Origin of the sequence: Rubrivivax sp. A210 (assembly GCF_904426505.1) — a bacterium.
Taxonomy (GTDB): Bacteria; Pseudomonadota; Gammaproteobacteria; order Burkholderiales; family Burkholderiaceae_C; genus Rubrivivax.
On sequence record NZ_CAJGBN010000023.1, the window covers coordinates 122,475 to 147,166 of the forward strand.

19 protein-coding genes are annotated in these 24,692 nt (G+C 69.7%); 15 read left to right on the forward strand and 4 right to left on the reverse strand.

The window, feature by feature from the left end:
- Positions 1–6 precede the first annotated feature (6 nt).
- The 8 genes from JMV16_RS24250 to JMV16_RS14275 all read left to right on the forward strand — a co-directional run bounded on the left by JMV16_RS24250 (position 7) and on the right by JMV16_RS14275 (position 8,377).
- Positions 7–429, forward strand: a complete 423-nt coding sequence (locus JMV16_RS24250; RefSeq protein WP_255511425.1) for a universal stress protein — start codon at positions 7–9, stop codon at positions 427–429.
- A gap of 44 nt (positions 430–473) precedes the next feature.
- Positions 474–1,331 (forward strand): serine/threonine-protein kinase, encoded by an 858-nt coding sequence (locus JMV16_RS14245; protein WP_201494950.1) that lies wholly within the window; start codon positions 474–476, stop codon positions 1,329–1,331.
- Between the two features lie 93 nt (positions 1,332–1,424).
- Positions 1,425–2,210 (forward strand): Stp1/IreP family PP2C-type Ser/Thr phosphatase, encoded by a 786-nt coding sequence (locus tag JMV16_RS14250; protein WP_201495213.1) that lies wholly within the window; start codon positions 1,425–1,427, stop codon positions 2,208–2,210.
- A gap of 86 nt (positions 2,211–2,296) precedes the next feature.
- Positions 2,297–3,010, forward strand: coding sequence for an FHA domain-containing protein (locus JMV16_RS14255; protein WP_201494951.1), 714 nt, complete (start codon positions 2,297–2,299; stop codon positions 3,008–3,010).
- A 169-nt stretch (positions 3,011–3,179) separates the two neighbouring features.
- Positions 3,180–3,959: an MBL fold metallo-hydrolase gene (locus JMV16_RS14260; protein ID WP_201494952.1), complete on the forward strand. Its 780-nt coding sequence runs from the start codon at positions 3,180–3,182 to the stop codon at positions 3,957–3,959.
- A 192-nt stretch (positions 3,960–4,151) separates the two neighbouring features.
- A complete protein-coding gene (locus JMV16_RS24440) occupies positions 4,152–4,571 on the forward strand; it encodes a pilin (RefSeq protein ID WP_201494953.1) in 420 nt (139 codons plus the stop codon).
- Positions 4,572–4,657: 86 nt separating this feature from the next.
- Complete coding sequence (locus JMV16_RS14270; protein WP_201494954.1) at positions 4,658–6,451, forward strand: PglL family O-oligosaccharyltransferase; 1,794 nt, start codon at positions 4,658–4,660, stop codon at positions 6,449–6,451.
- A 183-nt stretch (positions 6,452–6,634) separates the two neighbouring features.
- Positions 6,635–8,377: a PglL family O-oligosaccharyltransferase gene (locus tag JMV16_RS14275; RefSeq protein ID WP_236580519.1), complete on the forward strand. Its 1,743-nt coding sequence runs from the start codon at positions 6,635–6,637 to the stop codon at positions 8,375–8,377.
- Between the two features lie 10 nt (positions 8,378–8,387).
- Here the strand turns inward: JMV16_RS14275 and moaC are convergent, their stop codons facing one another.
- Positions 8,388–8,867, reverse strand: coding sequence for a cyclic pyranopterin monophosphate synthase MoaC (gene moaC / locus JMV16_RS14280; RefSeq protein WP_201494955.1), 480 nt, complete (start codon positions 8,865–8,867; stop codon positions 8,388–8,390).
- 124 nt (positions 8,868–8,991) lie between these two features.
- Between moaC and JMV16_RS14285 the strand changes: the two genes are divergently transcribed.
- The gene (locus JMV16_RS14285; protein ID WP_236580520.1) at positions 8,992–10,596 is read left to right on the forward strand and encodes a M48 family metalloprotease; all 1,605 of its coding nucleotides are present in this window, start codon (positions 8,992–8,994) and stop codon (positions 10,594–10,596) included.
- A 27-nt stretch (positions 10,597–10,623) separates the two neighbouring features.
- On the opposite strand, the gene JMV16_RS14290 is transcribed toward JMV16_RS14285, so the two are convergent.
- On the reverse strand, positions 10,624–10,983 hold the full coding sequence (locus tag JMV16_RS14290; RefSeq protein ID WP_201494956.1) for a phage holin family protein: 360 nt from the start codon (positions 10,981–10,983) through the stop codon (positions 10,624–10,626).
- Positions 10,984–11,216: 233 nt separating this feature from the next.
- Here JMV16_RS14290 and JMV16_RS14295 point away from each other — a divergent pair, with 233 nt between their 5' ends.
- From JMV16_RS14295 to JMV16_RS14320, 6 genes are all read left to right on the forward strand, one after another.
- Positions 11,217–11,591, forward strand: a complete 375-nt coding sequence (locus tag JMV16_RS14295) for an SWIB/MDM2 domain-containing protein (RefSeq protein WP_201494957.1) — start codon at positions 11,217–11,219, stop codon at positions 11,589–11,591.
- Positions 11,592–11,700: 109 nt separating this feature from the next.
- Positions 11,701–12,093 (forward strand): nuclear transport factor 2 family protein, encoded by a 393-nt coding sequence (locus JMV16_RS14300; protein WP_201494958.1) that lies wholly within the window; start codon positions 11,701–11,703, stop codon positions 12,091–12,093.
- Positions 12,094–12,123: 30 nt separating this feature from the next.
- Positions 12,124–12,972 carry a hypothetical protein gene (locus JMV16_RS14305; RefSeq protein ID WP_201494959.1) on the forward strand — a complete coding sequence of 283 codons (849 nt, stop codon included), beginning with the start codon at positions 12,124–12,126 and terminating at the stop codon, positions 12,970–12,972.
- 59 nt (positions 12,973–13,031) lie between these two features.
- Positions 13,032–15,203, forward strand: a complete 2,172-nt coding sequence (locus tag JMV16_RS14310) for a type ISP restriction/modification enzyme (RefSeq protein ID WP_236580521.1) — start codon at positions 13,032–13,034, stop codon at positions 15,201–15,203.
- Positions 15,204–16,085: 882 nt separating this feature from the next.
- Positions 16,086–18,710, forward strand: a complete 2,625-nt coding sequence (locus JMV16_RS14315; protein WP_201494960.1) for a Calx-beta domain-containing protein — start codon at positions 16,086–16,088, stop codon at positions 18,708–18,710.
- Positions 18,711–18,935: 225 nt separating this feature from the next.
- A complete protein-coding gene (locus JMV16_RS14320) occupies positions 18,936–19,760 on the forward strand; it encodes a hypothetical protein (RefSeq protein ID WP_201494961.1) in 825 nt (274 codons plus the stop codon).
- Positions 19,761–19,784: 24 nt separating this feature from the next.
- Here the strand turns inward: JMV16_RS14320 and uvrA are convergent, their stop codons facing one another.
- Entirely contained in the window at positions 19,785–22,712 is a 2,928-nt protein-coding gene (gene uvrA, locus JMV16_RS14325) for an excinuclease ABC subunit UvrA (protein WP_201494962.1), read from the reverse strand.
- Between the two features lie 60 nt (positions 22,713–22,772).
- Positions 22,773–24,668, reverse strand: a complete 1,896-nt coding sequence (recQ, locus tag JMV16_RS14330) for a DNA helicase RecQ (RefSeq protein WP_201494963.1) — start codon at positions 24,666–24,668, stop codon at positions 22,773–22,775.
- Positions 24,669–24,692: the final 24 nt, after the last annotated feature.

Here is a 24,692-nt window from a genome sequence, read left to right on the forward strand (position 1 = left end):
AGGCGCGTGCTGCTGGCGGTGGACGAATCCGCGGGCGCCGCCGCCGCCGTCAGGCATGTGCTGGGCCTGCGCACCCAGCTGCGCGAGCCCGAGGCACTGGCGGTGCATGTCGTCAATGTGCAGCGCCCGGTGTCGGGCGACGTGTCCCAGTTCGTCACCAGCCAATCGCTGGACGAGTACTACCGCGAACGCAGCGAACCCGCGCTGGCCCAGGCCCGCGCCCTGCTACAGCAGGCCGGACTGGCCTTCCAGGAACACCACCGCGTCGGCGCACCCGGCGCGACCATCGCCGAGCTGGCCCAGGCCGAGGGCTGCGACCTCATCGTGATGGGCACCCGCGGCCTTGATGGCGCCGCCGGCGCGCTGCTCGGATCGGTCACGCAGAGCGTCATCGAGCACACCACGCTGCCCGTCTTGCTGGCACGCTAGCCCGTGGGCCCGGCCGCAAGCGCGGCCGTGCTAACTTCCAGCCCATGCATGCCCCCCTGGCCGAGCACTTCGGCGATTACCGCCTGCAGCGCGTCCTGGGCGAGGGCGCCAGCGCCATCGTCTACCTGGCTCAGGACCGGCGCAACCAGGGCTGGGTCGCGCTCAAGGTGCTCGCCCCGCACAGCGGCGGCCACGGCCCCGCCCGCGACGCCACCCGCGAACTGTTCCTGAAAGAGGCCGCGACGGCACGCACGCTGCAGCACCCGGACATCGTCGCCGTACTGGACGCCGGAGAGACCGAAGGCCGCCTCTGGCTGGCGATGGAGGCCGTGCCCGGCACATCACTGCAGCGCTATGCAAAGGCCCAACGCCTGTTGCCACTGCCGCTGGTGGCCCGCATCGCCGAACGCATTGCGCGTGCCCTGGCCCATGCCCATGGCCATGGCATCGTCCACCGCGACCTCAAGCCGGCCAACGTGATGGTCGACTGGCCCAGCGACACCCTCAAGCTCGCCGACCTGGGCCTGGCGCGGCGCGACGACGCCGCCCCCACCGCCACCGGCCTGATGCTGGGCACGCCGGCCTACATGGCGCCCGAGCAGCTGGCGGGCAACCCGCCCACGCCGGCCACGGATCTCTACGCGCTGGGCGCCCTGCTCTACCAGCTCGTCGCCGGCCGCCTGCCGCACGAGGCGCCCACCATGGGCGAACTGCTGCGCCAGGTGGCGCGCGAACCCGTGCTCGACCTGCGCCTGCTGAAACCCGGCACGCCACCGGCCCTGGCAGCCCTGATCGGCCGCCTGCTGGCCAAGCGCCCCCAGGACCGACCCGCCAGCGCCGCCACGGCCGCCGACGAACTGGCCGCCATTCAACCCCTGCTGTCCAACGCGCCGACGCGCTGATGTGGGTTCACACCCAGCAGCGACGGCCTCGATCCGATGCACAATCGTTCAACTCCCACCCTCCCGAGCCCCGCGTTGACCGAACCCCAGGCCATGATGATCGAGCTTCATGCCGCCGTGGACCCTGGCAGGGCCCGCAGCAATAACGAGGACTCGGTCGCCACCGACGATGGCGTCGCACTGGCCGTGCTGGCCGACGGCATGGGCGGCTACAACGCCGGCGAGGTGGCCAGCCAGATGGCCACCAGCTTCATTGCTGCCGAACTCGGCCGTTGGCTGCGCGAGGCCAGCAGCCAGGCCAGCGACGCCGAGGTGCGGCGCGCGATGGACATCTGCGTCGACAACGCCAACCGCGCGATCTTCAACGCCGCCAATTCCAACCCGCAGTACGCCGGCATGGGCACGACGCTGGTGGTGGCGGTGTTCCGCGACAACCGCGTGCTGCTCGGCCACGTCGGCGATTCGCGCTGCTACCGCCTGCGCGGCGGACGGCTGCAGCAGATTACGCGCGACCACTCGCTGCTGCAGGAGCAGATTGACGCCGGCCTCATCACGCCCGAGCAGGCGGCCTTCTCGGCCAACAAGAACCTCGTCACGCGCGCCGTCGGCGTCGAGGACACGGTGCTGCTCGAGACCCACCAGCACGAGGTGCTGCCGGGCGATATCTACCTGATGTGCTCCGACGGCCTGTCGGACATGCTCGACGACGATGCCATTGCACAGGTGTTACAAGCGCAAGAAACGCTGCCAGGCGGCACCCAGGCGCTCATCGATGCAGCCAATGAGGCCGGCGGAAAGGATAATATCTCCGTCGTGCTGGCACGCGCCTCGGGCAGTGGCGGCGCGCCGACGCGGTCCTGGTGGCCGTTCCGGCGTTGAAACGGTATTAAGCGCATCGGTGCCGGGCAGAGTTACCATGCGCGGCTGATCGCGGCACGAAGCCGCGAATTGAATTGAGGGCAGGCATGGGCAAGCTGGTGGTTTCGCTCGACGGTGTGGTCATCAAGGAAGTCCAGATTACGAAGGACAAGACCACGCTCGGCCGCCGGCCCTACAACGACATCGTGATCGACAACCTCGCCGTCAGCGGCGAGCACGCCGTGTTGCAGATGGTGGGTGGCGACGTCTTCATCGAAGACCTCAACAGCACCAACGGCACCTACATCAACGGCAAGGCGATCAAGAAGCAGCTTCTCAGCCACAACGACACGGTCGAGATCGGCAAGTACAAGATCAAGTACCTGGTCGACGAGTCGGGCGACTACGAGAAGACCATGATCATGCGCCCGGGCAGCAGCGTGCCGCCCGGCCTGGGTGCCGGCAATCCGGCGGCCTCCAACCACCCGGCCGCCGCCGCGGCGGGTGGGGCCCAGTCCTCGGGCTTCGGCGCCTTGGGCGTGCCCTCGCACCCGCCGGTGCCGCCAGCTTCGATCAAGGTGCTCAATGGTGCCGCCGCTGGCCGCGAGGTCACGCTCACCAAGGTCGTCACCACCGTCGGCAAGCCGGGCGTGCAGGTGGCCTCCATCACCAAGCGGCCCAACGGCTACGCCTTCGCCCACGTCGAAGGCGCCTCGCGGCCCAATATCAACGGCGTGCCGCTGGTGGGCGACTCGGTGCCGCTGCGCAATGGCGACGTGATCGAGCTCGCCGGCACGCAGATGCAGTTCATCTCGCGCTGATACCGCCTCGGCCGGCTTCGCGCCGGCCGCCGTGACGGCCTTCACGATGGAATCGCGCGCCTGCGCAGCAGGGGCGGCAAATGCGGCAAGTGCGGCTTGCGCCGGCGCGGCGCCGGGTTCAGCATCCGCCTTCTGACCGTACTTGGCGCCCCCTGGGGCCCGCCACCCCATGCAGATCCGCGTCCTCGGTTGTTCGGGCTCCATCGCCGCCGGCAGCCGGACCACCTCCTTCCTGGTTGATGCCCAGTTGCTGGTGGATGCCGGCACCGGCGTCGGCGACCTCACGCTCGACGAGCTCAGCCAGGTCGACGACATCCTCATCACACACTCGCACCTCGACCACGTCCTGGCCATCGGCCTGCTGGCCGACAGCGTGACACGCCGCCGCATCGCCGCACGCCGCCCGCCCATACGCGTCCACGCGTTGGCCGCCACCATCGCGGCGTTGCGCCTGCATGTCTTCAACGGCGTCATCTGGCCCGACTTCACTCGCCTGCCCGATGCCGAACACCCGGTGCTGCAATTCCACGCCGTCGAGATCGGCCAGGTGCTGCAGATCGGCCGTCGCCAGATCGAGGTGCTGCCGGCCTCGCACACGGTGCCGGCCGTCGGTTATGCGGTGATGGGCGGCCAGGGCGCCTGGGTCTTCACCGGCGACACCGGCCCCAACCCGGCCTTGTGGCAACGCCTGGCCACGCTGCCGGTGGCGGCGCTGGTGATAGAAACCGCCTTCCGCGACGACGAGAGCGCGCTGGCCACTGTCAGCCGCCATCTCTGCCCGGCCCAGCTGCAGCGCGAGCTGGCAAAGCTGGCCGCACCGGCGGAGGTCTACATCACCCACATCAAGCCCGGCGAGATTGACGCCGTGATGTCGGAGATCGCCGCCCAGGGCAGCCGCCACCGCATCAGCGCCCTGGCCACCGGTCAGGTTCTGAGCATCGCCGACTGAATGCGTCGCCAGTCGGGTGACGAAAACCGTCACCCCACCCGGCGATAGGCCGCCCGCGGCCTGCAAAAGTGACCAAAACTGTCGCCTGACGTGATGAAAGTCACGCGGAGGGGCCTCAATGCGGTTGGCACGTACCCTGCATTCGTGGGGGATGTACCGCCCCCACCGTTCACCCCGCAAGGAGACTTCCACATGAAGCGCGTTCAACAAGGTTTCACACTGATCGAACTGATGATCGTCGTCGCGATCATCGGCATCCTGGCCGCCGTGGCCCTGCCGGCCTACCAGGACTACACCGTGCGCGCCAAGGCCTCGGAAGTCATCATCGCCGCCTCGTCGGCCAAGAACGCCGTCGCCGAATACGTCAACCTGAACAGCGCGCTGCCGAGCTCGGCTTCGGTCACGATCGAGTCGCAGCAGTCGAAGTACGTATCCAGCGTCGTCTGGGACGGCACCAACAGCAAGATCATTGCCACCGCGTCCGCCGTCGAAACGAAGCTCAACGGCAGCACCATCGAGCTGACCGCCACGCTGAACGCCAGCGGCAACCAGGTGAACTGGGCCTGCGCCGGCACCATCGACGCCAAGTACCGCCCGGCCAGCTGCAAGTAATCACAGCCTGAGCCCGCAAAGAGCCCCACCCGGGGCTCTTTTCATTGGGGCGCCCGATTGATCGATCGACAAGCACCTGGCCCCGCATGAACCTCGTTAGCACATCGCCCGGCCGCAGCGCAGCCTCGGCCCTGCTGCTTTCCCTCTTCGCGCTGCCCTTTTGCAGCGTGGCGCGCGTCCCCCCCAACCCCGCCTTCTGGGGCGAGTGGGCGGCGGTGCTGCTCTTCGCCCTGGCCTGGCTGGCGCAGCTGATCGGCGCGCGGAGCGAAGCCGCACCGCGCCAGCCTTTGACGCTCGTGACGGCGGCCTTTGTCGCGCTGGCCCTGCTGACGCTGGGCCAGACGGCGCTCAAGCACACCCGCTTCGCCCCCGAATCGCTGCTGGCCGCGCTGATGCTCTTGCTGGCAGCCCTGGCCAGCCACCTTGGCCAGCGCCTGCACCAGGGCGGGCATGGCGCGTGGCTGGCACGCGCCGCCGCCTGGGGGCTGGTGGCCGCGCTGTGGATCAACGCCGTGGGCGTGGCCATGGGCTATGCCGGCTGGGGCGTGGTGCTGGGCGAGGTGGTGGGCGTGGTGTGGGAGAAGCGCGCCGTCGGCTTCATCGGCCAGGCCAACCAGCTGGGCGTGCTGGCGGTGCTGGCCCTGGCCGCGCTGGCCTACCTGCGCCAGAGCCGGGCGCTGCCCCTGTGGTTTGCGCTGCCCAGCTTCCTGGTGGCCAGCCTGGTGTGCGCTGCCACGGGTTCGCGCACGCCCCTGGTCGTCTTCATCGCCCTGGCCGCGCTGGCGGCCTGGCAGGCGACCACTCGCAGCGATGCCGCCGCGGCACCCCGGCGCTGGGCCTGGGGCCTGGGCGCCGTGGCGGTGTTCGCGGCCATCCAGCTGGGCTGGGCCTGGGCCTGGCTCGCCGTCGAACCGGCGCCGGGCGCGGCCCAGGCCGCTTCCGGCGGCGCCGTCACCGCGCTGCGCGGCGGCGGCGCCGGTCGCATCGAGATGCTGGCCGATGCCTGGCAGCTGTGGACCGCGCACCCGCTGGCCGGCGTCGGCTACGGCAATTACGCCGCGGCGCGGCTGTTCGAACTCGATGGCCCCATGCCCGCGGCCCACGCCGACCACGCGCACAACCTGTTCGCCCAGGTGCTGGCCGAATGGGGCCTGCTGGGCGCGGTGCCGGTGCTGGCGGCGCTGGCCGTGGTGCTGGCCTCGGCCCTGCGGCGCCGGCATGGCGGCGGCCCGGGCGCCGAGCAGCGCTTCTTCGCGATGGTCGTGCTGGCATTGCTGATCTACAGCCAGGTGGAGTTTCCGCTGTGGCTGGCCAACTTCCTGCTGCCCTTTGCGCTGCTGGCCGGCGCGCTGGCCCAGTCGACCTGGGCCACGCCCGGGCGCCAGGTCAGCCAGACCCGGCTGCTGCCGGCCGCAGGCGCCTGCCTGGCGCTGGCAGGCTGCATCTACGGCGCCTGGGACTACCTGCGCAGCCAGGACATGGCCATGCGCATGAAGGCGCAGATCGGCGCCGGCCGCTATGTGGTGGCCAATGTGTCGTATCCCGAGGCGGCGCGCGTGGCCGTGGGCACCCTGTTCCCGGTCCAGGCCGAGATCATGCAGGTGCGCACCCTGCCGCTGGACGGCGACTTCGCCGAGTACCGCCTGGGACTGGCGCGGCGCGCGCTGATCTCGGTACCCAGCGGCGAGACCGTGGCCCGCTTTGCCACCCACGCCGCGCTGGCCGGCCGCTTCGATGAAGGCCTGGCCCTGATGGCCGCCATGCGCCGCCGCAACCCGCTGGTGCATGACAAGGCGCTGGAATTCCTGGGCGTGCTGGCCGACGCCGATCCGCGTGTGGCCGAGATGAACGCCCGCGCACGGGCCGAAGCCGGACCTTGACCGGGGCCGGCGGCCCGGCAGCCGACGCCGCCGCGAAGGTCCGCCAGGCTTCGAGAATGTCCGCCAGGCTTCGAGAATGTCCGCCAGGCTTCGCAATGGCCCGGCAAGGCAGAGCAGGCATCATCGCGTTCCTTCCAGCCTCTGCCCGCGCGCCGCCCCTGAGCCGTGCCTCCACCAAGCGCCGTGAATCCTCTTCTCCTGTCACGCCGGGGCGTGGCCGCCGCGGCCGCCACCGCCCCCTCGCTGCTGGCGTACAGCCTATCGCCCTCGGCCACCTTCCTCAACCAGGCCCTGGCCTTCATGCTCTGGGGCGCGATGGTCGCCGCCAGCCAGCCGGCGCGCTGTGGCCGCGGCGTCACCGCGCTGTTGGCGGCCATCGCGGCGCTGGCGCTGGCCGCAGCGGTTTCGTCGGCCTTCGGCGCCCTGCCTTCCGGCCTGGCGCTGTCCACGGTCTTCACGCTGGCTGCCGCGGCGCTGCTGGTGGCCGGCGGCGCCGGCACGCGTGCGCGCGACGACGAACAGGAGGCCTTTGCCGCCTTCTGCTGGGGCCTGCTGGTGGCGGGCCTGGCCAACCTGCCCATCGCGCTGCTGCAGGTCTTCGTGCCCGATCTCACCGGCGGCGACTGGGTCGCCGCCTCGGGCTTTGTCGGCCGCGCCGTGGGCAATCTGCGCCAGCCCAACCACCTCAGCAGCCTGCTGCTGTGGGCCTGCATCGCCGCCGCGGCGCTGCTGCAGCTGCGCCGCATCCGCGCACCGCTGGCCGCTTTGGCGCTGGCGCTGCTGGTCTTTGCGGTGGTGCTGACGGCCTCGCGCACCGGCCTCGTCAGCGTCGTGCTGCTGGCCGTGTGGGGCCTGGCCGACCGCCGCCTCTCGCGCGCCACGCGAGCCCTGCTGGTGGCGGCACCACTGGTCTATGCGCTGGCCTGGCTGGGCATGGCGCAATGGGCGGCGGCGTCTGAACACACCTTCGGCGGCGCCCAGCGCCTGGCCGAGACCGACATCTCGTCGTCGCGCTTCGGCATCTGGGCCAACACGCTGGCGCTGATCCGCGCCCAGCCCTGGCTCGGCGTCGGCGTTGGCGAGTTCAACATCGCCTGGACGCTGAGCCCCTTTCCGGGCCGCCCGGTGGCCTTCTTCGACCACACGCACAACCTGGTGCTGCAATTCGCGGTGGAACTGGGCCTGCCGCTGGCCGCCTGCGTGCTGGCCCTGCTGCTGTGGGCACTGGCGCGCGGCCTGCGCCTGGCCTGGGCCGGCAGCGGCGACGCCGGCACGGCGCAGCGCTGCGCCATGGCCATGGTGCTGATGATCGGGCTGCACAGCCTGCTCGAATATCCGCTGTGGTATTCCTACTTCCTGCTGCCCGCGGCCTGGGCCTGGGGCTATGTGCTGCAGGGCGAGCGCGCCGCTGCTGCGCCCCCGCCCGCACCGGCGCCGGCCCTGGGCTGGGCCGGCCTGGTGCTGATGGCCGGCGCGGCCTTCTCGGTCAACGACTACCTGCGCGTGGCCGCCATCTTCGGCTCGTCGCCGGGCGGCGGCTCGCTGGAGCAGCGCATCGCCGACGGCCAGCGCAGCGTCTTCTTCGCCCACCATGCCGACTACGCGGCCGTGACCTCGGGCGTGGCGGTGGCCGACCCGGCGCGCGCCTTCGACCGCGCCACCCACTACCTGCTCGACACACGGCTGATGATGGCCTGGGCACGCGCGCTCGCGGCCCGGGGCGAGCTTGATGCGGCACGCCACATCGCGGCGCGGCTGCGCGAGTTCCGCAACCCGGATGCGGCGGAGTTCTTCGCTGTTTGCGACGCGCCGGCCTCACCGTCCGCTGCCGCCGCTTCGGCGCCCACTGTCAGCGAAGCAACGCCCTTCCAGTGCCAGAAGCCGCAACGGGTGCTGGACTGGCGCGACTTCCTGCCGCCGCGCTGAGCCGGGTTGGTCAGGGCGCCTGCCAGTGCCCCGACTTGCCGCCCATCTTCTCGAGCACGCGCACCTCGCCGATGACCATGCCGCGGTCGGCCGCCTTGCACATGTCGTAGACGGTGAGCAGGCCCACCTGCACGGCGGTGAGCGCCTCCATCTCCACGCCGGTGCGGCCCAGGGTCTCGACCTGGGCGATGCAGCGCACCTCGGCGCGCTCGCGGTCGAGCTCGAACTCCACCGCCACGCGCGTGATGGGCAGCGGGTGGCACAGCGGGATCAGGTCGGCCGTGCGCTTGGCGCCCTGAATGGCGGCGATGCGCGCCACGCCCAGCACATCGCCCTTCTTCGCGGTGCCACCGGCGATGAGCTCGAAGGTGGCCGGCAGCATGCGGATGCAGCCGGCGGCGCGTGCGACGCGGTGGGTCACGTCCTTGGCCGACACGTCGACCATGTGCGCCTGCCCCTGGGTATCGAAATGCGTCAGCGGCGAGTTCATGGTTGGACGGAAATGTTGGGAAACATGACGGTGTCATCATAGCCAGCAGGAACGTTGCGCCGCAGCGGCGCTCCAATCCGGCGCCCGCCCGTCATCGCTTCCGGCGCACCCTCGCAAGGACTCCGTGAACACCCAAGCCTCTTTTCACTGGCGCCACTGGCTCCACTGGCGCCGCCTGCTGGCCCTGCTGCTGGCGCTGCTGTGTGCGCTGTCCCCGGCCGGGGCCCAGGTGCGCCTGCCTTCGCTGGGCGAATCGGCGTCCGATGACCTCAGCATAGGCAGCGAACGCCGCATCGGCGACCAGATCATGCGCGAGGGCCGGCGCGACCCCGCCTATCTGGACGACCCGGTGCTGCTGGCCTATGTGCAGTCTCTGTGGAAGCCGCTGCTGGCGGCGGCACGCGCCCAGGGCAACATCGAGGCCGATGCCGACCAGGCCTTTGCCTGGGAGATCTTTCTCGTGCGCGACCGCAGCGTCAACGCCTTCGCGCTGCCGGGCGGCTTCGTCGGCATGCACCTGGGGCTGATCGCCATCACCACCACCGGCGACCAGCTGGCCTCGGTGATCGCGCACGAGCTGTCCCACGTCACGCAGCGCCACATCGCGCGCAGCATCGCGCCGGCGCAGCGCGCCTCGCTGCTGGCCGTGGCCGCCTTTCTGCTGGGCGTGCTGGCGGCCAGCCGCAGCAGCAATATGGACATGGCCAACGCCGCCATCATGGGCGGCCAGGGCGTGGCGGCCCAGGGCCAGCTCAACTTCTCGCGCGATGTCGAACGCGAGGCCGACCGCCTGGGCTATGGCGTGCTGGCCGCGGCCGGCTTCAACCCGGCCGGCATGGCCGGCATGTTCGAGCGCATGGACGCCGCGACAAGGCTCAACGACAGCGGCGGCTTCCCCTATCTGCGCAGCCACCCGATGACGGTGGACCGCATCAGCGAGGCGCGCAACCGCACGCTGCTGGCCGGCGGCCCGCCGTCGCGCGCCACGCTGCAGCACGCGCTGATGCAGATGCGCGCCCGCGTGCTGATGGACGACGGTGCCCAGACGCTTCAGCGCTACAACGGCGAAACCGCCTCGCCCGCGCTGGCCGACCGCGCCGCCGCCGCCTATGCCGGCGCGATGGCGTCTTCGCAGCTGGGCGACGCGGCACGCGCCGAGGCGCTGGCCGCCACCACCGCGCGCCTGCTCGCCACCGCCGAGCCGCGCGAGCCCGCCGCCGAGCGCAGCGTGGCGCTGCTGCAGGCGCAGATCAGGCTGGCGCGCGGCGACGCCCCCGCGGCGCTGGCCGCCCTCGACACCCTGGCGCCGGGCGATGACCCGCGGCCGGCGATGCTGCTGCGCGCCCGCGCCCAGCTGGAACTGCAGCGCCGCCAGCCCGACACCGCGATGGCCGCGCTGCGCGACGCCACCGGCGCGCTGCAAACCTGGGTGGCCGAGCAGCCGCAGGACGCCACCGCCTGGGAGCTGCTGTCAGAGACCAGCCAGGCCCTGGGCCTGCGCCTGCGATCAATGCGTGCCGCCGCCGAGGCCCGCGCTGTGCTGGGCGATCTGGGTGGCGCCATAGACCGCCTGCGCGCCGCGCAGCAGGTTTCGCGCAGCGCCACCGGACAGGATTTCATCGAGGCCTCGGTCATCGATGCCCGGCTGCGCCAGTTCACGGCCCAGCGCCGGCAATTGGTGCTCGAGGCGCGTGGCGGGCGCGGCGGCGAAGAGCCTCCGCCGCAATAGCGCCGCGCAGCAAGCGACCGGCCCGCGCTACACCGGCGTGCGGCTGAACAGGCGCTCCATCGCGGCGTCGATGACCATGCCGCACAGGCTGTAGATCAACGAACCCAGCAGCGCGGCCCAGAAGCCGCTGACGTGAAAGCCGTCCAGCGCCCAGGCCGCGGCCCAGAACATCAGCGCATTGATGACGAAGAGAAACAGGCCCAGCGTCAGCAGCGTCACCGGCAACGTCAGCAGCACCAGCAGCGGCCGCACCAGGGTGTTGAACAGGCCGATCACGAACGCCGCCCACAGCGCGGTGCCGAAGCTCGCCACCGTGACGCCGGCATCGAGATGGGCCACCAGCAACAGGGCCGCGGCGAGCAGAAGCCAACGCACGATGATCTTCATGTGGCCAGCATAAGCCAAGCTCGTGGCCCCAAAGCAGGCCACGCAGCTTGCAAGGTGTTGCCATAAGGTCGCATGAATGGCGCATTCACCTATGAAAACCGCTTCTCAGCACCCCTTGCAGGCATTACCATCGTTGCCGCTCGTCTGCTGGGAAAGACAGGCCCGCGCGTCACACCGACAGCGAGGCTCGCGACACCGACGGCATCCCTCATCAACCGATGGAGTTCATCCACATGGCAACTGCGAAGAAGGCCCCTGCAAAGAAAGCCGCGGCAAAAAAAGCGGCTCCGGCGAAGAAGGCGGCTGGCGCCAAGACGGCGGCGCCGGCTGCCGCCAAGAAGGCGGCTCCGGCCAAGAAGCGCGCACCCAGCGCCGCCTTCATGAAGCCGATGACGCCCAGCGCGGCGCTGGCGGCCATCGTTGGCGACAAGCCGATGCCCCGCACCGAGGTCACCAAGAAGGTGTGGGAGTACATCAAGAAGCACAACCTGCAGGACAGCGGGAAGAAGACGATCATCAATGCCGATGCCAAGCTCAAGGCGGTGGTCGGCGTGCCGTCGATCAGCATGTTCGGCATGACCAAGGAAATCAGCAAGCACCTCAGCTGAGCCCTGCCAGGCCAGCCTTGAACGGGCCCCTGCGGGGGCCCTTCTTCATGGTGCGGCCCGGTTTCCCTTCTTGATCCGCTTTTCAAAGCACAGCCGGGAGCAAGCCCTCATGACGACGAACACCGTGCAGGCCTGGCACGAGGTGGTAGCCAGCCGCAGCCCGGCCGCGCTGCACGCGCTGCTGGCCGACGACGTGGTCTTCCATTCGCCCGTGGTGCACACACCGCAGCAGGGCCGCGCCATCACCCACGCCTATCTCGCCGCGGCGCTGCAGGTCTTCGGCAACGAGAGCTTTCGCTATGTGCGGCAGATCGAGGGCGAGCGCGAAGCGGTGCTCGAATTCATGCTCGAGATCGACGGCATCGCCATCAACGGCGTCGACCTGCTGCGCTGGGACATTGACGGCCGCATCACCGAGTTCAAGGTCATGCTGCGTCCGCTGAAGGCCGTCAACCTGATCCACCAGAAGATGGCCGCGATGCTGCAGCAGGCGCCGCGCTGAGCCCGGCAAGAGCCTGATGCACGGCCCCTCATGAGCCAGTACCTGATCAACCAATACCTGGCCGAGCTGAGCCGGCTGCGCCAAGCCAGCGGCAGCAGCCGCGAGACCATCGTGCGCGAGGCCTTCAAGGATTTGCTCAAGGGCTGGGGCCGCGCGCAGGATCTCGTCTTCCTGGCCGAATACCCGCTCAAGACCGCCACCAAGGCCAATATCACGCTCGATGGCGCGCTGCTGCACAGCATCCGCACGCCGCTGGGCTGGTGGGAAGCCAAGGACGCCGACGACGACCTCGACGCCGAGATCGCCGCCAAGTTCAGGAAGGGCTATCCGCGCGACAACATCGTCTTCAGCGACGACGCCACGGCCTCGCTGTGGCAGGCCGGCGCCGAGGTCTTGCGCTGCGACATGACCGACACCGCGCGGCTGGAGCAATTGCTCAAGCTCTTCTTCGGCTTCGAGCGCCCCGAGATCGCCGGCTTTCGCCGCGCCGTCGAGCAGTTCAAGACCGACCTGCCGGCCGTGCTGAAGGGCCTGCGCGAAATGATCGAGGCCCAGCACGCCGGCAATGCCGCCTTCCGCGCCGCGTCTGAAGCCTTCTTGCTGCACGCGCAAGAGGCCATCAATCCCGGCCTGGCCGCCGCCGATGTGCGCGAGATGCTGATCCAGCACATCCTCACCGAAGAGATCTTCAGCAAGGTCTTCGACGACAGCGACTTCCACCGCCAGAACAACGTGGCGAAGAAACTGTATGAGCTGGAAGGCAGCTTCTTCACCGGCGGCCTGAAGAAGGCCACGCTCAGGGGCTGGAGCCGTACTACGCCGCCATTCGCGCAGCAGCCGCGCAGATTGGCAGCCACGGCGAGAAGCAGGCCTTTCTGAAGGTCATCTACGAGAACTTCTACAAGGTCTACAACGCCAAGGCCGCCGACCGCCTGGGCGTGGTGTACACGCCGAACGAGATCGTGCGCTTCATGATCGATGGCGCCGACTGGCTGTGCGAAAAGCACTTTGGCCGCAACCTGATAGACCGCGATGTCGAGATCCTCGACCCCGCCACCGGCACCGGCACTTTTGTGTGCGAACTGCTCGAACACTTTCGCGGCCAACCGAAGAAGCTGGAACGCAAGTACCGCGAGGAGCTGCACGCCAACGAAGTGGCCATCCTGCCCTATTACGTGGCCAACCTGAACATCGAATCGACCTACGCCGCCATCACCGGCCAGTACGAAGAGTTCGCCAACCTGTGTTTCGTCGACACGCTGGACAACGTGGGCCTGCACACCGCCGCCCACGGCAGCACGGCCGATCTCTTCGGCAGCGTGAGCGAAGAAAACGTGGCGCGCATCAAGCGCCAGAACAGCCGCAAGATCAGCGTCATCATCGGCAACCCGCCCTACAACGCCAACCAGGCCAACGAGAACGACAACAACAAGAACCGGGAGTACCCGGCCATCGACGCGCGCATCAAGCAGACCTATATCGCGCAGAGCACGGCGCAGAAGACCAAGCTCTACGACATGTATGCGCGCTTCTTCCGCTGGGCCAGTGACCGCCTGGCCGCCGACGGCGTGCTGGCCTTCGTCACCAACCGCAGCTTCATCGACAGCCGCACCTTCGATGGCTTTCGCAAGACGGTGGGCAGCGAGTTCGCCGAGGCCTGGGTGCTGGACCTGGGCGGCGACGTGCGCGCGAACCCGAAGCTGAGCGGCACCAGGCACAACGTCTTCGGCATCCAGACCGGCGTGGCCATCGGCTTCTTCGTCAAGCGCCAGGGCGTGGCGGGCAGACGAGGTTGCCGGGTGTTTTATGCGCGGCGGCCGGAGATGGAGACGGCGGAGGAGAAGTTGGCGTGGCTGGGCAACACGCGGGCGTCGATGTTGGCGTTCGAGGAAGTGCGACCGGATGCAAAGGCGAACTGGCTCAATGAAGCGAGCAACGGCTTTGACGACTTGATGCCGCTAATGAGCAAGGCCGCCAAGGCTGCCGACAGACCAGGCCAACAGGCGGCGATCTTCAAGGCCTTCGGCTTCGGCGTCTCGACGAATCGCGACGAATGGGTCTACGACGACTCGGCCGAGTCGTTGGCGCGCAAGGTGAAATTTCTGCTCGCGGGCTATTCAGCGAGCATGGACCAAGGCGTCCTTGACCCGACGGTGAAGTGGTCACGCAATCTGAAGCGAAGGCTCGAACAGCGCCGTACCGAAGCATTCGACGCCGAAAGAATTGCGCCCGCACTTTACCGCCCGTACTGCAAGACCCACGTCTATGACTCGCCCCTGCTGATCGACGAAGCCGGCATTCGCGAGAGCCTTGCCCCACTCCAAGGGCAGAACCTTGGCCACATCGTCGTTACGGACCCCACCGCGCAGAAGCCTTGGATGAGCTGCGCAGTTGCTCATATCCCCGACTTGCATTTCGTCGGCGCAGCCGCCGGTGGCATTTGCCTGCCCTTCCAGCGCGTCGAGCCGAGCGGAACCGCCGACAACATCACCGGCTGGGCGCTGAAGCAGTTCCAGCAGCACTACGCCCCCGGCAAGGGCCGCAAGCCCGCGGCCATCAGCAAGCAGGCGATCTTCCATTACGTCTACGCCGTGCTGCACGACCCGGTGTACCGCGAGAAATACGCGCAGAACCTCAAGCGCGACTTTCCGCGCATTCCGCTCTACGGCAGCACGCCGGCCCACTTCGAGCAATGGGCGGCCTGGGGCGCCGAGTTGATGGCGCTGCACATCGGCTATGAGGCCGTAGCGCCCTGGCCGGTGGTGCGCACCGACACGCCCGACACCAAGGCCCGCGCGGCCGGGCAGGCGCCCAAGTGCATCCTGAAAAGCCTGCCCGACGAGGGCCGCATCGTGGTGGACAGCGAAACCGTGCTGGCCGGCATTCCGGCCGCGGCCTGGAGCTACCGGCTGGGCAACCGCAGCGCGCTGGACTGGGTGCTGGACCAGCACAAGGAACGCAAGCCCAAGGATCCGACCATCCGCGAGAAGTTCGACAGCTACCGGCTTAAAGACCACAAGCCGCGCGTCGTCGATCTGCTGGCGCGCGTGGCCAGGGTGAGCGTGGAGACGGTGCGCATCGTGCAGGCTTTGAAGGACGGGCCGCGATAAGTCAGGCTGCAATGGCGCGGCAAAGGCGGGTGCGGGCGGGCCGCGGCGCTTCGGCGGGGCGGTCGGCCCCGGGGGGCCGACTTCCCTGCGGTGCTCGGGCCCCTGGCCCCGCCGCAAAACTCGCTGCGCTCACTGCGTTCGCTGCGCTCGAACAATTGCGGCGAGTCAGTCCACGATGCTCGCTGCGCTCGCGGCCAGGCGCCCTGCGCTCCTCGGCGCCCCGCAGGCGCGCCACGGCCCGCCCGCACCCGCCTTTGCGGAACCGGTGGTGGCGCTCGCGTATCGGTGGTTGAGCGCCAGGCGGCATGCGGCGGTGGCGCCTTCTGCGGCGACGAGGAACGCAGCCCCGGGGTCGGCGCGCGCAGCGCGCTTCGTGAACTGACTCGTCGCAACTGTCTGAGCGAAGCGAACGCAGTGAGCGCAGCGAGTTTTGCGACGCGACCCCGGGGCGAGTACCGCAGTGGAGTCGGCCTCCCAGGGGCCGACCGCCGCAGCAGGTGCCGCCGCCGCCTGCCGCCTGACGCGACGCGCGCTTAGACTGCGCCGCGTGCGCGCCGCGCGAAACCGACAGGGACGTGCCCCGTTGACCGGCGTTAGGGACTCCCAGGCAGCCGACCCATGCCGCGGGGGTGAGACCGGCGCGCACACCTGTTGCAGCGCCGGCGAATAGCGATCAAACGGCGCGCATGCGGCGCAGATTAACCGCCCTTAATGTGGCAACACATTGAAACCCAGTGGGGTATATAAGCGCGGGTTTGTTCTGGATCAGAAATTGCCGGCCGCAGCGGTGCAAAGGTACGTCCGGGTCGTCGCCAAGGCGGCCCGCAGGCCCACCGGCATGTCTTGGGAGCCTGCACCCGACGTGGAACAGGAGAACCCGCCATGCACCGTATTGCCGCACCACCCGACACCCGAACCCATCGCCTGCTGGCCCTGGCCGCCTCGATGGTGATGTTGCTGATGCTGCTGCTGTGGACGGCGTCCGCAGTGGCGCAGACCGCCGTGTCCATCTCCAGGGCCGAATGGCAAGACCGTGAACTGCGCGTCGAAGGGCGCGCCGCGGCGCGCGCCAGCGTGTCGGTGCAGAACGCGGCCAACGCCGCCCTGCTGGCCACCACCACGGCCGACAGCGAAGGCCGCTGGCGGCTGCGTGCGCGCGGCATGAGCCCGGTGCCCTGCCGCGTGCGCGCGCTGGCAGGCGCCAGCAGCGCCGAGCGCGATGTGGCCAACCGCCCGTCCAACTGCGGCGCAACGGGCGGCGGCAGCCTGCCCAGCCTGTCCATCAACGACGTGACGGTGACCGAGGGCAATGTGGCCAACTTCGTCGTCACGCTGTCGGCCTCGCCGGCCAGCACGGTGACGGTGGTGGTCAACAGCAGCGCCGGCACGGCGGCCTCGCCGGCCGACTTCAATGCCGTGGCCAACCGCAGCCTGAGCTTTGCCGCCGGCACCACCACGCTGAGCCAGACGGTGGCCGTGACGACGGTGAACGACACCGCGCCCGAAGGCGCCGAGACCTTCAACATGACGCTGAGCGCGGCCGTCAACGCCACCCTCGCCGACGGCACGGGCCTGGGCACCATCCCGGCCAACGACAGCATCGGCGGTGCCGCCGCGGCGCACGCCGGCATCACCAGCTATGCCGGCCCCGCCACCTGCGTGGCCTGCCACGAGACCCAGGCGCGCCAGATGCACGGCTCGCTGCACTACCAGCAGAACGCGCCTGCCCCCAACGCCACCAACATCAACCCGGTGGGCACGGCAAGCCCGCGCAAGGCCGGCGAAGGCCCTGCCGGCCGGCCGCTGGCGGTGTCGCCCACCGGCACGCCGGTGGATGCGCTGATCGGCATCAACACCTACTGCGGCGCCCACCAGAGTTCGCCACGCTTCACCTGCGCGAGTTGCCACGTCGGCAACGGCCGCTACCCGCGCACACCGGCCGAGCTGAATGCGCTGGGCCCGACGCAGCAACTGGCCGAGCTGGCCAACATCGACTGCCTGACCTGTCACCAGCAGGTCTACAAGCGCTTCCCGGCCTGGCCGGCGGTGGGCGGCCTGGGCTTCGCCGACATGGTGCTGCACAACATCACGCTGGCGGCCGACGGCAAGACGCTGGTCGCCGCACCGGGCAACAGCGTCACGCTCGGCGGCTCCAAGGGCACGCCCATCGAGCACCCGCTGACCAAGGACTTCGAGTTCCGGCCCGCCGGCGCGCCCGGCGGCGGCTTCGTGATGCCGGCCGACGCGCCCATGGTGGCCATGCCCATCACCAGCGACGAGGCGGCGCGCACGGTACACCGCAGCACGCGCCAGTCCTGCCTGAACTGCCATGCCACCGCGGGCGGCGGCAACGGCACCAAGCGCGGTGACCTGTCGACGGCGCTGATCAACCCGCCGCTGGCGCTGGACATGCACATGAGCGCGGCCGCCGGCGGCGCCAACCTCAGCTGCGCCAGCTGCCACAACGTCAACGGCACCGATGGCCGCAGCAGCCACCGCATGCGCGGACGCGGCCTGGACCTGCGCGCCAACGACACGCCGCAGCGCTTCAGCTGCGAAAGCTCGGGCTGCCACACCGCCACGCCGCACGGCGCGGTAACCAATGGCGCGGCGCTCAACCGCCACACCGCCAAGGTGGCCTGCCAGACCTGCCACATCCCGAGCTTCGCCAAGGTGGTGGCCGGCGTGGGCTTTGCCACCGAGATGGCACGCGACTGGCAGGCGCCCGAGGTCTCGCAGACGGCCTGCAGCGGCCGCGGCGGCTGGCTGCCCAAGGAGATCAAGGCCTCCAATGTGCGGCCCACCTACAAGTGGTTCGACGGCACCAGCCGCGTCGCGGTGCTGGGCGAATCGCTCACCGGCATGCCCACGCGCACGGTCGATGCCACCACGGCGGCGCAGCTGGGCATCAGCACGGGCGCCACGGCCTACATCCTGGGCAACCCGAACGGCGCCGTGAACACGGCCGCCGCGAAGATCTACCCGATGAAGGAACACTGGGGCAAGCTGGCGCGCAGCACCACCGCCCCGGGCTCGGCCAGCAACCCGGCGGGCGTGCCCACCAACACGCTGATCCCGCACTCGGTGTCGGAGTTCTTCCGCACCGGCAGCTTCTGCCGCTCGGTGGCCAGCGGCCTGGGCCAGAACCCCGACACGGCCTGCGGCAACGGCCTCAACACCGCTGCCCCGGCCGGCGCCGAAGTGGTGCCCGTACACACCTTCCAGACCATCAACCACGGCGTGGAGGTGGCGGCCAATGCGCTGGGCGCCGCCAACCAGTGCGGCGCCTGCCACACCGACCGCGGCGCGCCCATGGCCGGCAGCCCGGCCCGCATGCAGCTGGTGGGCGCCGGCGGCCTGGGCTATGACCTGCGCGAGCCGGCCACGTCCACCGGCCTGTGCAACAACTGCCACAGCGGTGAAACCAACAACGGCCTGGTGGGCATCCACGAGCGCCACCGCAACCGCAGCAACGTCAGCTGCAACAGCTGCCACCTGAGCCGCTGATCACGCCACCGGCCCGCTCGGGCCGCAGGGCCCGGCCGCTGGCAGCAGCGGCCGGGCCCCTTTTTACGGCCGCAGCGGGCCGGCGCGCCACGCCGGCGGCCGGCCCCGCCACGGCCGCGCCCTTACCCCCCGATACACGAGCCTGCGGTATCTCTGCATGGCATCAACCCTCTGTCAGCCATAAAGCCCCAGCTTGGGGTGGGTTCTTCGAGAAGTCGGTCAGCCATGCAGTTGTTTCCCTCCCTCCTTTGCGCCGCGCTGGCGCTGGGCGCCGCCACCGCACAGGCCCAGATGACGGCGATCTCGCAGATGCAGGATGGCGCCAAGGCCTACTCGCTCTTCTTCTTCAACCCGGACCGCCTGCCCAAGGAAGGGTTCACGCTGGGCACGGCCACCAGTGCGCTCAACCAGATCCTGGCGCCGCTCGCGCGCACGGCCTGCGGTGTGGCGGGTGACCTGAACGTCTCGCCCATCAACTGCGGCGCGATGCACTTCGGCGCCAACCAGCTCTTCACCTATGACCGCGAGGTGCCGCTCGCCGACGTGGTGATCCCTGACCCCGCGCTGGCCCGCGCCGTCAACCAGGTTTTCGCGGTCAACTTTCTCAGCCCCGTCGTGGTTGGCCAGCCCGGCTATTTCGGCCCGCGCAATGTGCAGGTTCACTTCGACCAGGCCATGGCCCAGTTCGGCATGCGCGTGGCCAGCGTCAATGGTGCCTTCCCCGACCTGGCGCTGATCGAGACGCTGCGCTTCATCGTCAGCACCGATCTCAACCGCGACGGCGTGCTCGAGCAGGTGCAGATCGACCAGGCGCTGCCGCTGGGCAATGCCTTCGTCGGCATCCAGGTGCCCACCGGCTTCACCGACATCACGCTGGTGGGCCTGGGCGGCGCGTCCCAGGCCTTCCAGGCCGACGAGTTCTCCTACCTGCGCACGGCCGATTTCACTTCGACGCCGGTGCCCGAGCCGCGCACTGGCGGCACGCTGCTCGCCGGCCTGGGCGTGATGACACTGCTGGCCCGGCGCCGGGCAGCGCGGCGCCGGGACTGAGCGCGCGGCCGGCAGCAGCGCCGGCTACAGCATCGCCTTCAAGAACCGCCCCGTATGGCTGGCCGCGCAGGCCGCCACATCTTCGGGCGTGCCCACCGCCACCACGCGGCCGCCGCCGGCGCCGCCTTCGGGGCCCATGTCGATGAGCCAGTCGGCGGTCTTGATGACGTCGAGGTTGTGCTCGATCACGACGATGGTGTTGCCGGCGTCGCGCAGCTGGTGCAGCACCTTGAGCAGCATGCCCACGTCGTGGAAATGCAGGCCGGTGGTGGGCTCGTCCAGGATGTAGAGCGTGCGGCCGGTGTCGCGCTTGCTCAGCTCCAGCGCCAGCTTGACGCGCTGTGCCTCGCCGCCGGAAAGCGTGGTGGCGGCCTGGCCCAGGCGGATGTAGCCCAGGCCCACATCCAGCAGCGTCTGCAGCTTGCGCGCGAGGTTGGGCACGGCGGCGAAGAAGGCGTGGGCGTCTTCCACCGTCAGCTCCAGCACCTGGGTGATGTTGCGGCCCTTGTAGAGGATTTCCAGCGTCTCGCGGTTGTAGCGCGCGCCGTGGCAGACATCGCAGGGCACGTACATGTCGGGCAGGAAGTGCATCTCCACCTTGATCACGCCGTCGCCCTCGCAGGCCTCGCAGCGGCCACCGCCGGATGAAGCGCTGACGTTGAAGCTGAAACGCCCGGCGCCATAGCCGCGCTCGCGCGCCGCCGGCACCTCGGCGAACAGCTCGCGGATGGGCGTGAACAGGCCCGTGTAGGTGGCCGGGTTGCTGCGCGGCGTGCGGCCTATGGGGCTCTGGTCGACGTTGATGACCTTGTCGAAATGGTCCAGCCCGTCGATGCGCTCGTAAGGCGCCGGCTCGGCATGGCTGCCGTAGAGCTTGCGCGCCACCGCGGTGTAGAGGGTGTCGTTGATGAGCGTGCTCTTGCCCGAGCCGCTGACGCCGGTGACGCAGGTCAGCAGCCCGACCGGGATCTCGACGCTCACGCCGTGCAGGTTGTTGCCGCGTGCGCCCACGATGGCCAGGCGGAAGGGCGCGGCGCCGAAGCCGGTGGCCGGACGGCGCTGCCTGGGCACGGCGATCCGCAGGGCCTGCGCCAGGTAGCGGCCGGTCAATGATTCGGGGTTGTCGGCCACTTCCTGCGGCGTGCCCGCGGCCATCACGCGCCCGCCATGGACGCCGGCGCCGGGGCCCATGTCGACGACATGGTCGGCACTGCGGATCATGTCCTCGTCGTGCTCGACCACGATGACGCTGTTGCCCAGATCGCGCAGATGGCGCAGCGTGCCGATCAGGCGCTCGTTGTCGCGCTGGTGCAGGCCGATGCTGGGCTCGTCCAGCACGTACATCACGCCGCTCAATCCGCTGCCGATCTGGCTGGCCAGGCGGATGCGCTGGGCCTCGCCGCCGCTGAGCGTGTCGGCGCCGCGGTCCAGGCTCAGATAGTCGAGGCCGACATCGTTCAGAAAGCGCAGCCGGCTGCGGATCTCGCGCACGATCTTGTCCGCGATTTCGGCCTTGGCGCCCTGCAGCTTCAGGCCCTCGAAGTACGCCAGCGCCTCGGCCAGCGTGGCGTGCTCGACCTCGTAGATGGGCCGGCCGCGGTGGCCGTCGGCATGCTGCATGAAGACATGGCGGGCCTCGCGCCGCAGCCGCGCGCCGGCGCATTGCGGGCAGGGCTTGGCGGCCTGGTAGCGCACCAGTTCCTCGCGCACCGCCACCGAATCGGTCTCTTTCAGGCGGCGCGTGAAGTTGGGGATGATGCCTTCGAAGGGATGGCTGCGCTTCACCTGGCGCGGCTTGCCGCGTGCGCCGGCGCCCTCGGCCTGGTAGACGAACTCGACGGCTTCTTCGCCGCTGCCGTAGAGCAGCACCTGGCGTGCCTGCGGCGGCAATTCCTCGTAGGCGGTCTCGATGTCGAAGCCGTAGTGGCGTGCCACGCTTTCCAGCATCGAGTGCGTGTAGGCGTTGCGGCGGTCCCAGCCCTTCACCGCGCCGGCGGCCAGGCTCAGGCTGGGGAAGGCGACCACGCGCTCGGGGTCGAACACCGTCACCTGGCCCAGGCCGTCGCAGGCCGGGCAGGCGCCCACCGGGCTGTTGAAGGAGAAGAGGCGCGGCTCCAGTTCGGCCAGCGAATAGCTGCAAACGGGGCAGCCGAACTTGCTGCTGAACAGGTGCTCTTTGCCGCTGTCCATTTCCAGCGCGATGGCACGGCCGTCGGCGATGCGCAGGCTGGCCTCGAAGCTTTCGGCCAGGCGCTGCTTCACGTCGGGCTTGCTCTTGAGGCGGTCGATCACGACGTCGATGTCGTGCTTCTCGTTCTTCTTGAGCTTGGGCAGGGCCTCGGCCTCGACCACCGCGCCAGGCTGGCCATCGCCGCCCACGCGAAAGCGCACATAGCCGCGCGCCTGCATATCCTCGAACAACTCGGTGAACTCGCCCTTGCGATCGCGCACCACCGGGGCCAGGATCATCAGCCGCGTGTCCTCGGGCAGGGCCAGCACGGCGTCCACCATCTGGGCCACGCTCTGGGCCTGCAGCGGCAGGCCATGGTCGGGGCAATAGGGCGTGCCGGCGCGGGCATAGAGCAGGCGCAGGTAGTCGTGGATCTCGGTGATGGTGCCGACCGTGCTGCGCGGGTTGTGGCTGGTGGCCTTCTGCTCGATGCTGATGGCAGGGCTCAAGCCCTCGATGACATCGACATCGGGCTTGTCCATCAGCTGCAGGAACTGCCGCGCATAGGCCGACAGGCTCTCGACATAGCGGCGCTGGCCCTCGGCATACAGCGTGTCGAAGGCCAGGCTGCTCTTGCCCGAGCCCGACAACCCGGTGATCACCACCAGCGCGTGCTTGGGGATGTCGAGGTCGATGTTCTTGAGGTTGTGGGTGCGCGCACCCCTTACCCGCAGCGTGCGGGTCTCGAGAATGGGGCGCGGGGACGGTTCGGAAGCAGGCATGGGGCGGCGGCTGGGCAACCGGCCATGATAGCGGTGCGCCTCTTGCGGCGCAGGCTGTGCCTAGCCGGCGGACTCCAGCACGCGCAGGATCTCGCGCCCGTAGGCCTCGAGCTTCCTGGCGCCGACGCCGCTGATGCCGGCCAGGTCGTCCAGCGTGGCCGGCTGCTCGCGCGCCATCTCGGCCAGGGCGGCGTCGTGGAAGACGATATAGGCGGGCAGGTTGTGTTCGCGCGCCACTTCGGCACGCCAGGCCTTCAGCGCTTCGAAGCGCGCCGTGGCGGCGGCGTCCAGCGGCACCGGCGGCGGCTTGGGGGCGGCGCCGCGGGTGGAACGGTCGCGGGCGGTCTTGCCACGGGCCTTGGCTTCGGCGGGCACGCGCAAGCGCACCGCCACCTCGCCGCGCAGCACCTCGCGTGCGCTCTCGGCCAGCGCCAGCGTGCTGAACTCGCCCTCGGTCTGCACATGGCCCAGCGCGATGAGCTGGCGCAGCACCAGGCGCCACTGCGCCTCGGAGACGTCGGCGCCGATGCCGAAGGTGGACAGGCGCTCGTGGCCGCGCTGCGTCACCTTGTCGGTGAGCTTGCCGCGCAACACGTCGATCAGGTGCATGGCGCCATACCTGCCCGACCCGCGGTGGCCGTCGGCCTGGCCGAAGCGATAGATGCAGCTCAAGGCCTTGCGCGCCGCCTCGGTGGCGTCCCAGGTGGCGGGCGCGCTGATGCAGTTGTCGCAATTGCCGCAGGGCTCGCTGGCTTCACCAAAATAGGCCAGCAGCCGCACGCGGCGGCAGTCGTGGGCCTCGGCAAGCGCCAGCAGCGCATCGAGCTTGGCGCGCTGCAGGCGCTTGAAGTCCTCGCCGGCCTCGCTTTCGTCGATCATGCGGCGCTGGTTCACCACGTCGGCCAGGCCGTAGGCCATCCAGGCGTCGGCGGCCAGGCCGTCGCGGCCGGCGCGGCCGGTCTCCTGGTAATAGCCTTCGATGTTCTTGGGCAGGTCGAGGTGGGCGACGAAGCGCACGTCAGGCTTGTCGATGCCCATGCCGAAGGCGATGGTGGCCACCATCACCACGCCGTCCTCGCGCAGGAAGCGGTCTTGATGGCGGCGGCGCACCGCCGCATCCAGCCCGGCGTGGTAGGGCAGGGCATCCAGGCCCTCGGCGGAAAGCCAGGCGGCAGTTTCCTCCACCTTCTTGCGGCTCTGGCAGTAGACGATGCCGGCGTCACCCTCGTGCTCGTCGCGCAGAAAGCGCAGCAGTTGCTTCTTGGGCTCGTCCTTCTCGACGATGGTGTAGCGGATGTTGGGCCGGTCGAAGCTGGCCACGAACAGGCGCGCCTCTTCGAGCCTGAGCCGCTCGACGATGTCGGCGCGCGTGTGCTCGTCGGCCGTGGCCGTGAGCGCCAGCCGCGGTACGCCGGGAAACTGCTCGTGCAGGGCCGAGAGGCCCAGGTACTCCTCGCGAAAATCGTGGCCCCACTGACTGACGCAGTGCGCCTCGTCGATGGCGAAGAGGCTGAGCTTGCCGCGCTCGTTCAGGCTTTGCAGCATGGCCATGAAGCGCGGCGTGAGGATGCGCTCGGGCGCGGCGTAGAGCAGCACCAGGCGGCCCGACAGCAGATCGCGTTCGACGCGGCGGGCCTCGTCGCCATCGAGCGTGCTGTTCAGGAAGGCCGCGGCCACGCCCAGTTCATCGAGGGCGCCGACCTGGTCATGCATGAGCGCGATCAGCGGGCTCACCACCACCGCCACGCCCTGGCCGGCGCGGTGGCGCAGAACGGCCGGCACCTGGTAGCAAAGGCTCTTGCCGCCGCCAGTGGGCATCAGCACCAGGGCGTCGCCGCCGGCCACCACATGCTCGACGATCTCGCGCTGTGCGCCGCGGAAGGCGCCGTAGCCGAAGACCTCGTGCAGCACCTGCTGGGGCGTGGCGGCGGGGGCTGTGGCGATGACGGCGTTCATGTCTGAAGCAGCATCGTAGCCGAG

What these genes read in the sequence shown, in the direction of transcription:
- JMV16_RS14245 (WP_201494950.1), top strand. Translation starts at nt 474, where the DNA reads ATGCATGCCCCCCTGGCCGAGCACTTCGGCGATTACCGCCTGCAGCGC.
- JMV16_RS14250 (WP_201495213.1), top strand. Translation starts at nt 1,425, where the DNA reads ATGATGATCGAGCTTCATGCCGCCGTGGACCCTGGCAGGGCCCGCAGC.
- JMV16_RS14255 (WP_201494951.1), top strand. Translation starts at nt 2,297, where the DNA reads ATGGGCAAGCTGGTGGTTTCGCTCGACGGTGTGGTCATCAAGGAAGTC.
- JMV16_RS14260 (WP_201494952.1), top strand. Translation starts at nt 3,180, where the DNA reads ATGCAGATCCGCGTCCTCGGTTGTTCGGGCTCCATCGCCGCCGGCAGC.
- JMV16_RS24440 (WP_201494953.1), top strand. Translation starts at nt 4,152, where the DNA reads ATGAAGCGCGTTCAACAAGGTTTCACACTGATCGAACTGATGATCGTC.
- JMV16_RS14270 (WP_201494954.1), top strand. Translation starts at nt 4,658, where the DNA reads ATGAACCTCGTTAGCACATCGCCCGGCCGCAGCGCAGCCTCGGCCCTG.
- moaC (WP_201494955.1), bottom strand. Translation starts at nt 8,867, where the DNA reads ATGAACTCGCCGCTGACGCATTTCGATACCCAGGGGCAGGCGCACATG.
- JMV16_RS14290 (WP_201494956.1), bottom strand. Translation starts at nt 10,983, where the DNA reads ATGAAGATCATCGTGCGTTGGCTTCTGCTCGCCGCGGCCCTGTTGCTG.
- JMV16_RS14295 (WP_201494957.1), top strand. Translation starts at nt 11,217, where the DNA reads ATGGCAACTGCGAAGAAGGCCCCTGCAAAGAAAGCCGCGGCAAAAAAA.
- JMV16_RS14300 (WP_201494958.1), top strand. Translation starts at nt 11,701, where the DNA reads ATGACGACGAACACCGTGCAGGCCTGGCACGAGGTGGTAGCCAGCCGC.
- JMV16_RS14305 (WP_201494959.1), top strand. Translation starts at nt 12,124, where the DNA reads ATGAGCCAGTACCTGATCAACCAATACCTGGCCGAGCTGAGCCGGCTG.
- JMV16_RS14315 (WP_201494960.1), top strand. Translation starts at nt 16,086, where the DNA reads ATGCACCGTATTGCCGCACCACCCGACACCCGAACCCATCGCCTGCTG.
- JMV16_RS14320 (WP_201494961.1), top strand. Translation starts at nt 18,936, where the DNA reads ATGCAGTTGTTTCCCTCCCTCCTTTGCGCCGCGCTGGCGCTGGGCGCC.
- uvrA (WP_201494962.1), bottom strand. Translation starts at nt 22,712, where the DNA reads ATGCCTGCTTCCGAACCGTCCCCGCGCCCCATTCTCGAGACCCGCACG.
- recQ (WP_201494963.1), bottom strand. Translation starts at nt 24,668, where the DNA reads ATGAACGCCGTCATCGCCACAGCCCCCGCCGCCACGCCCCAGCAGGTG.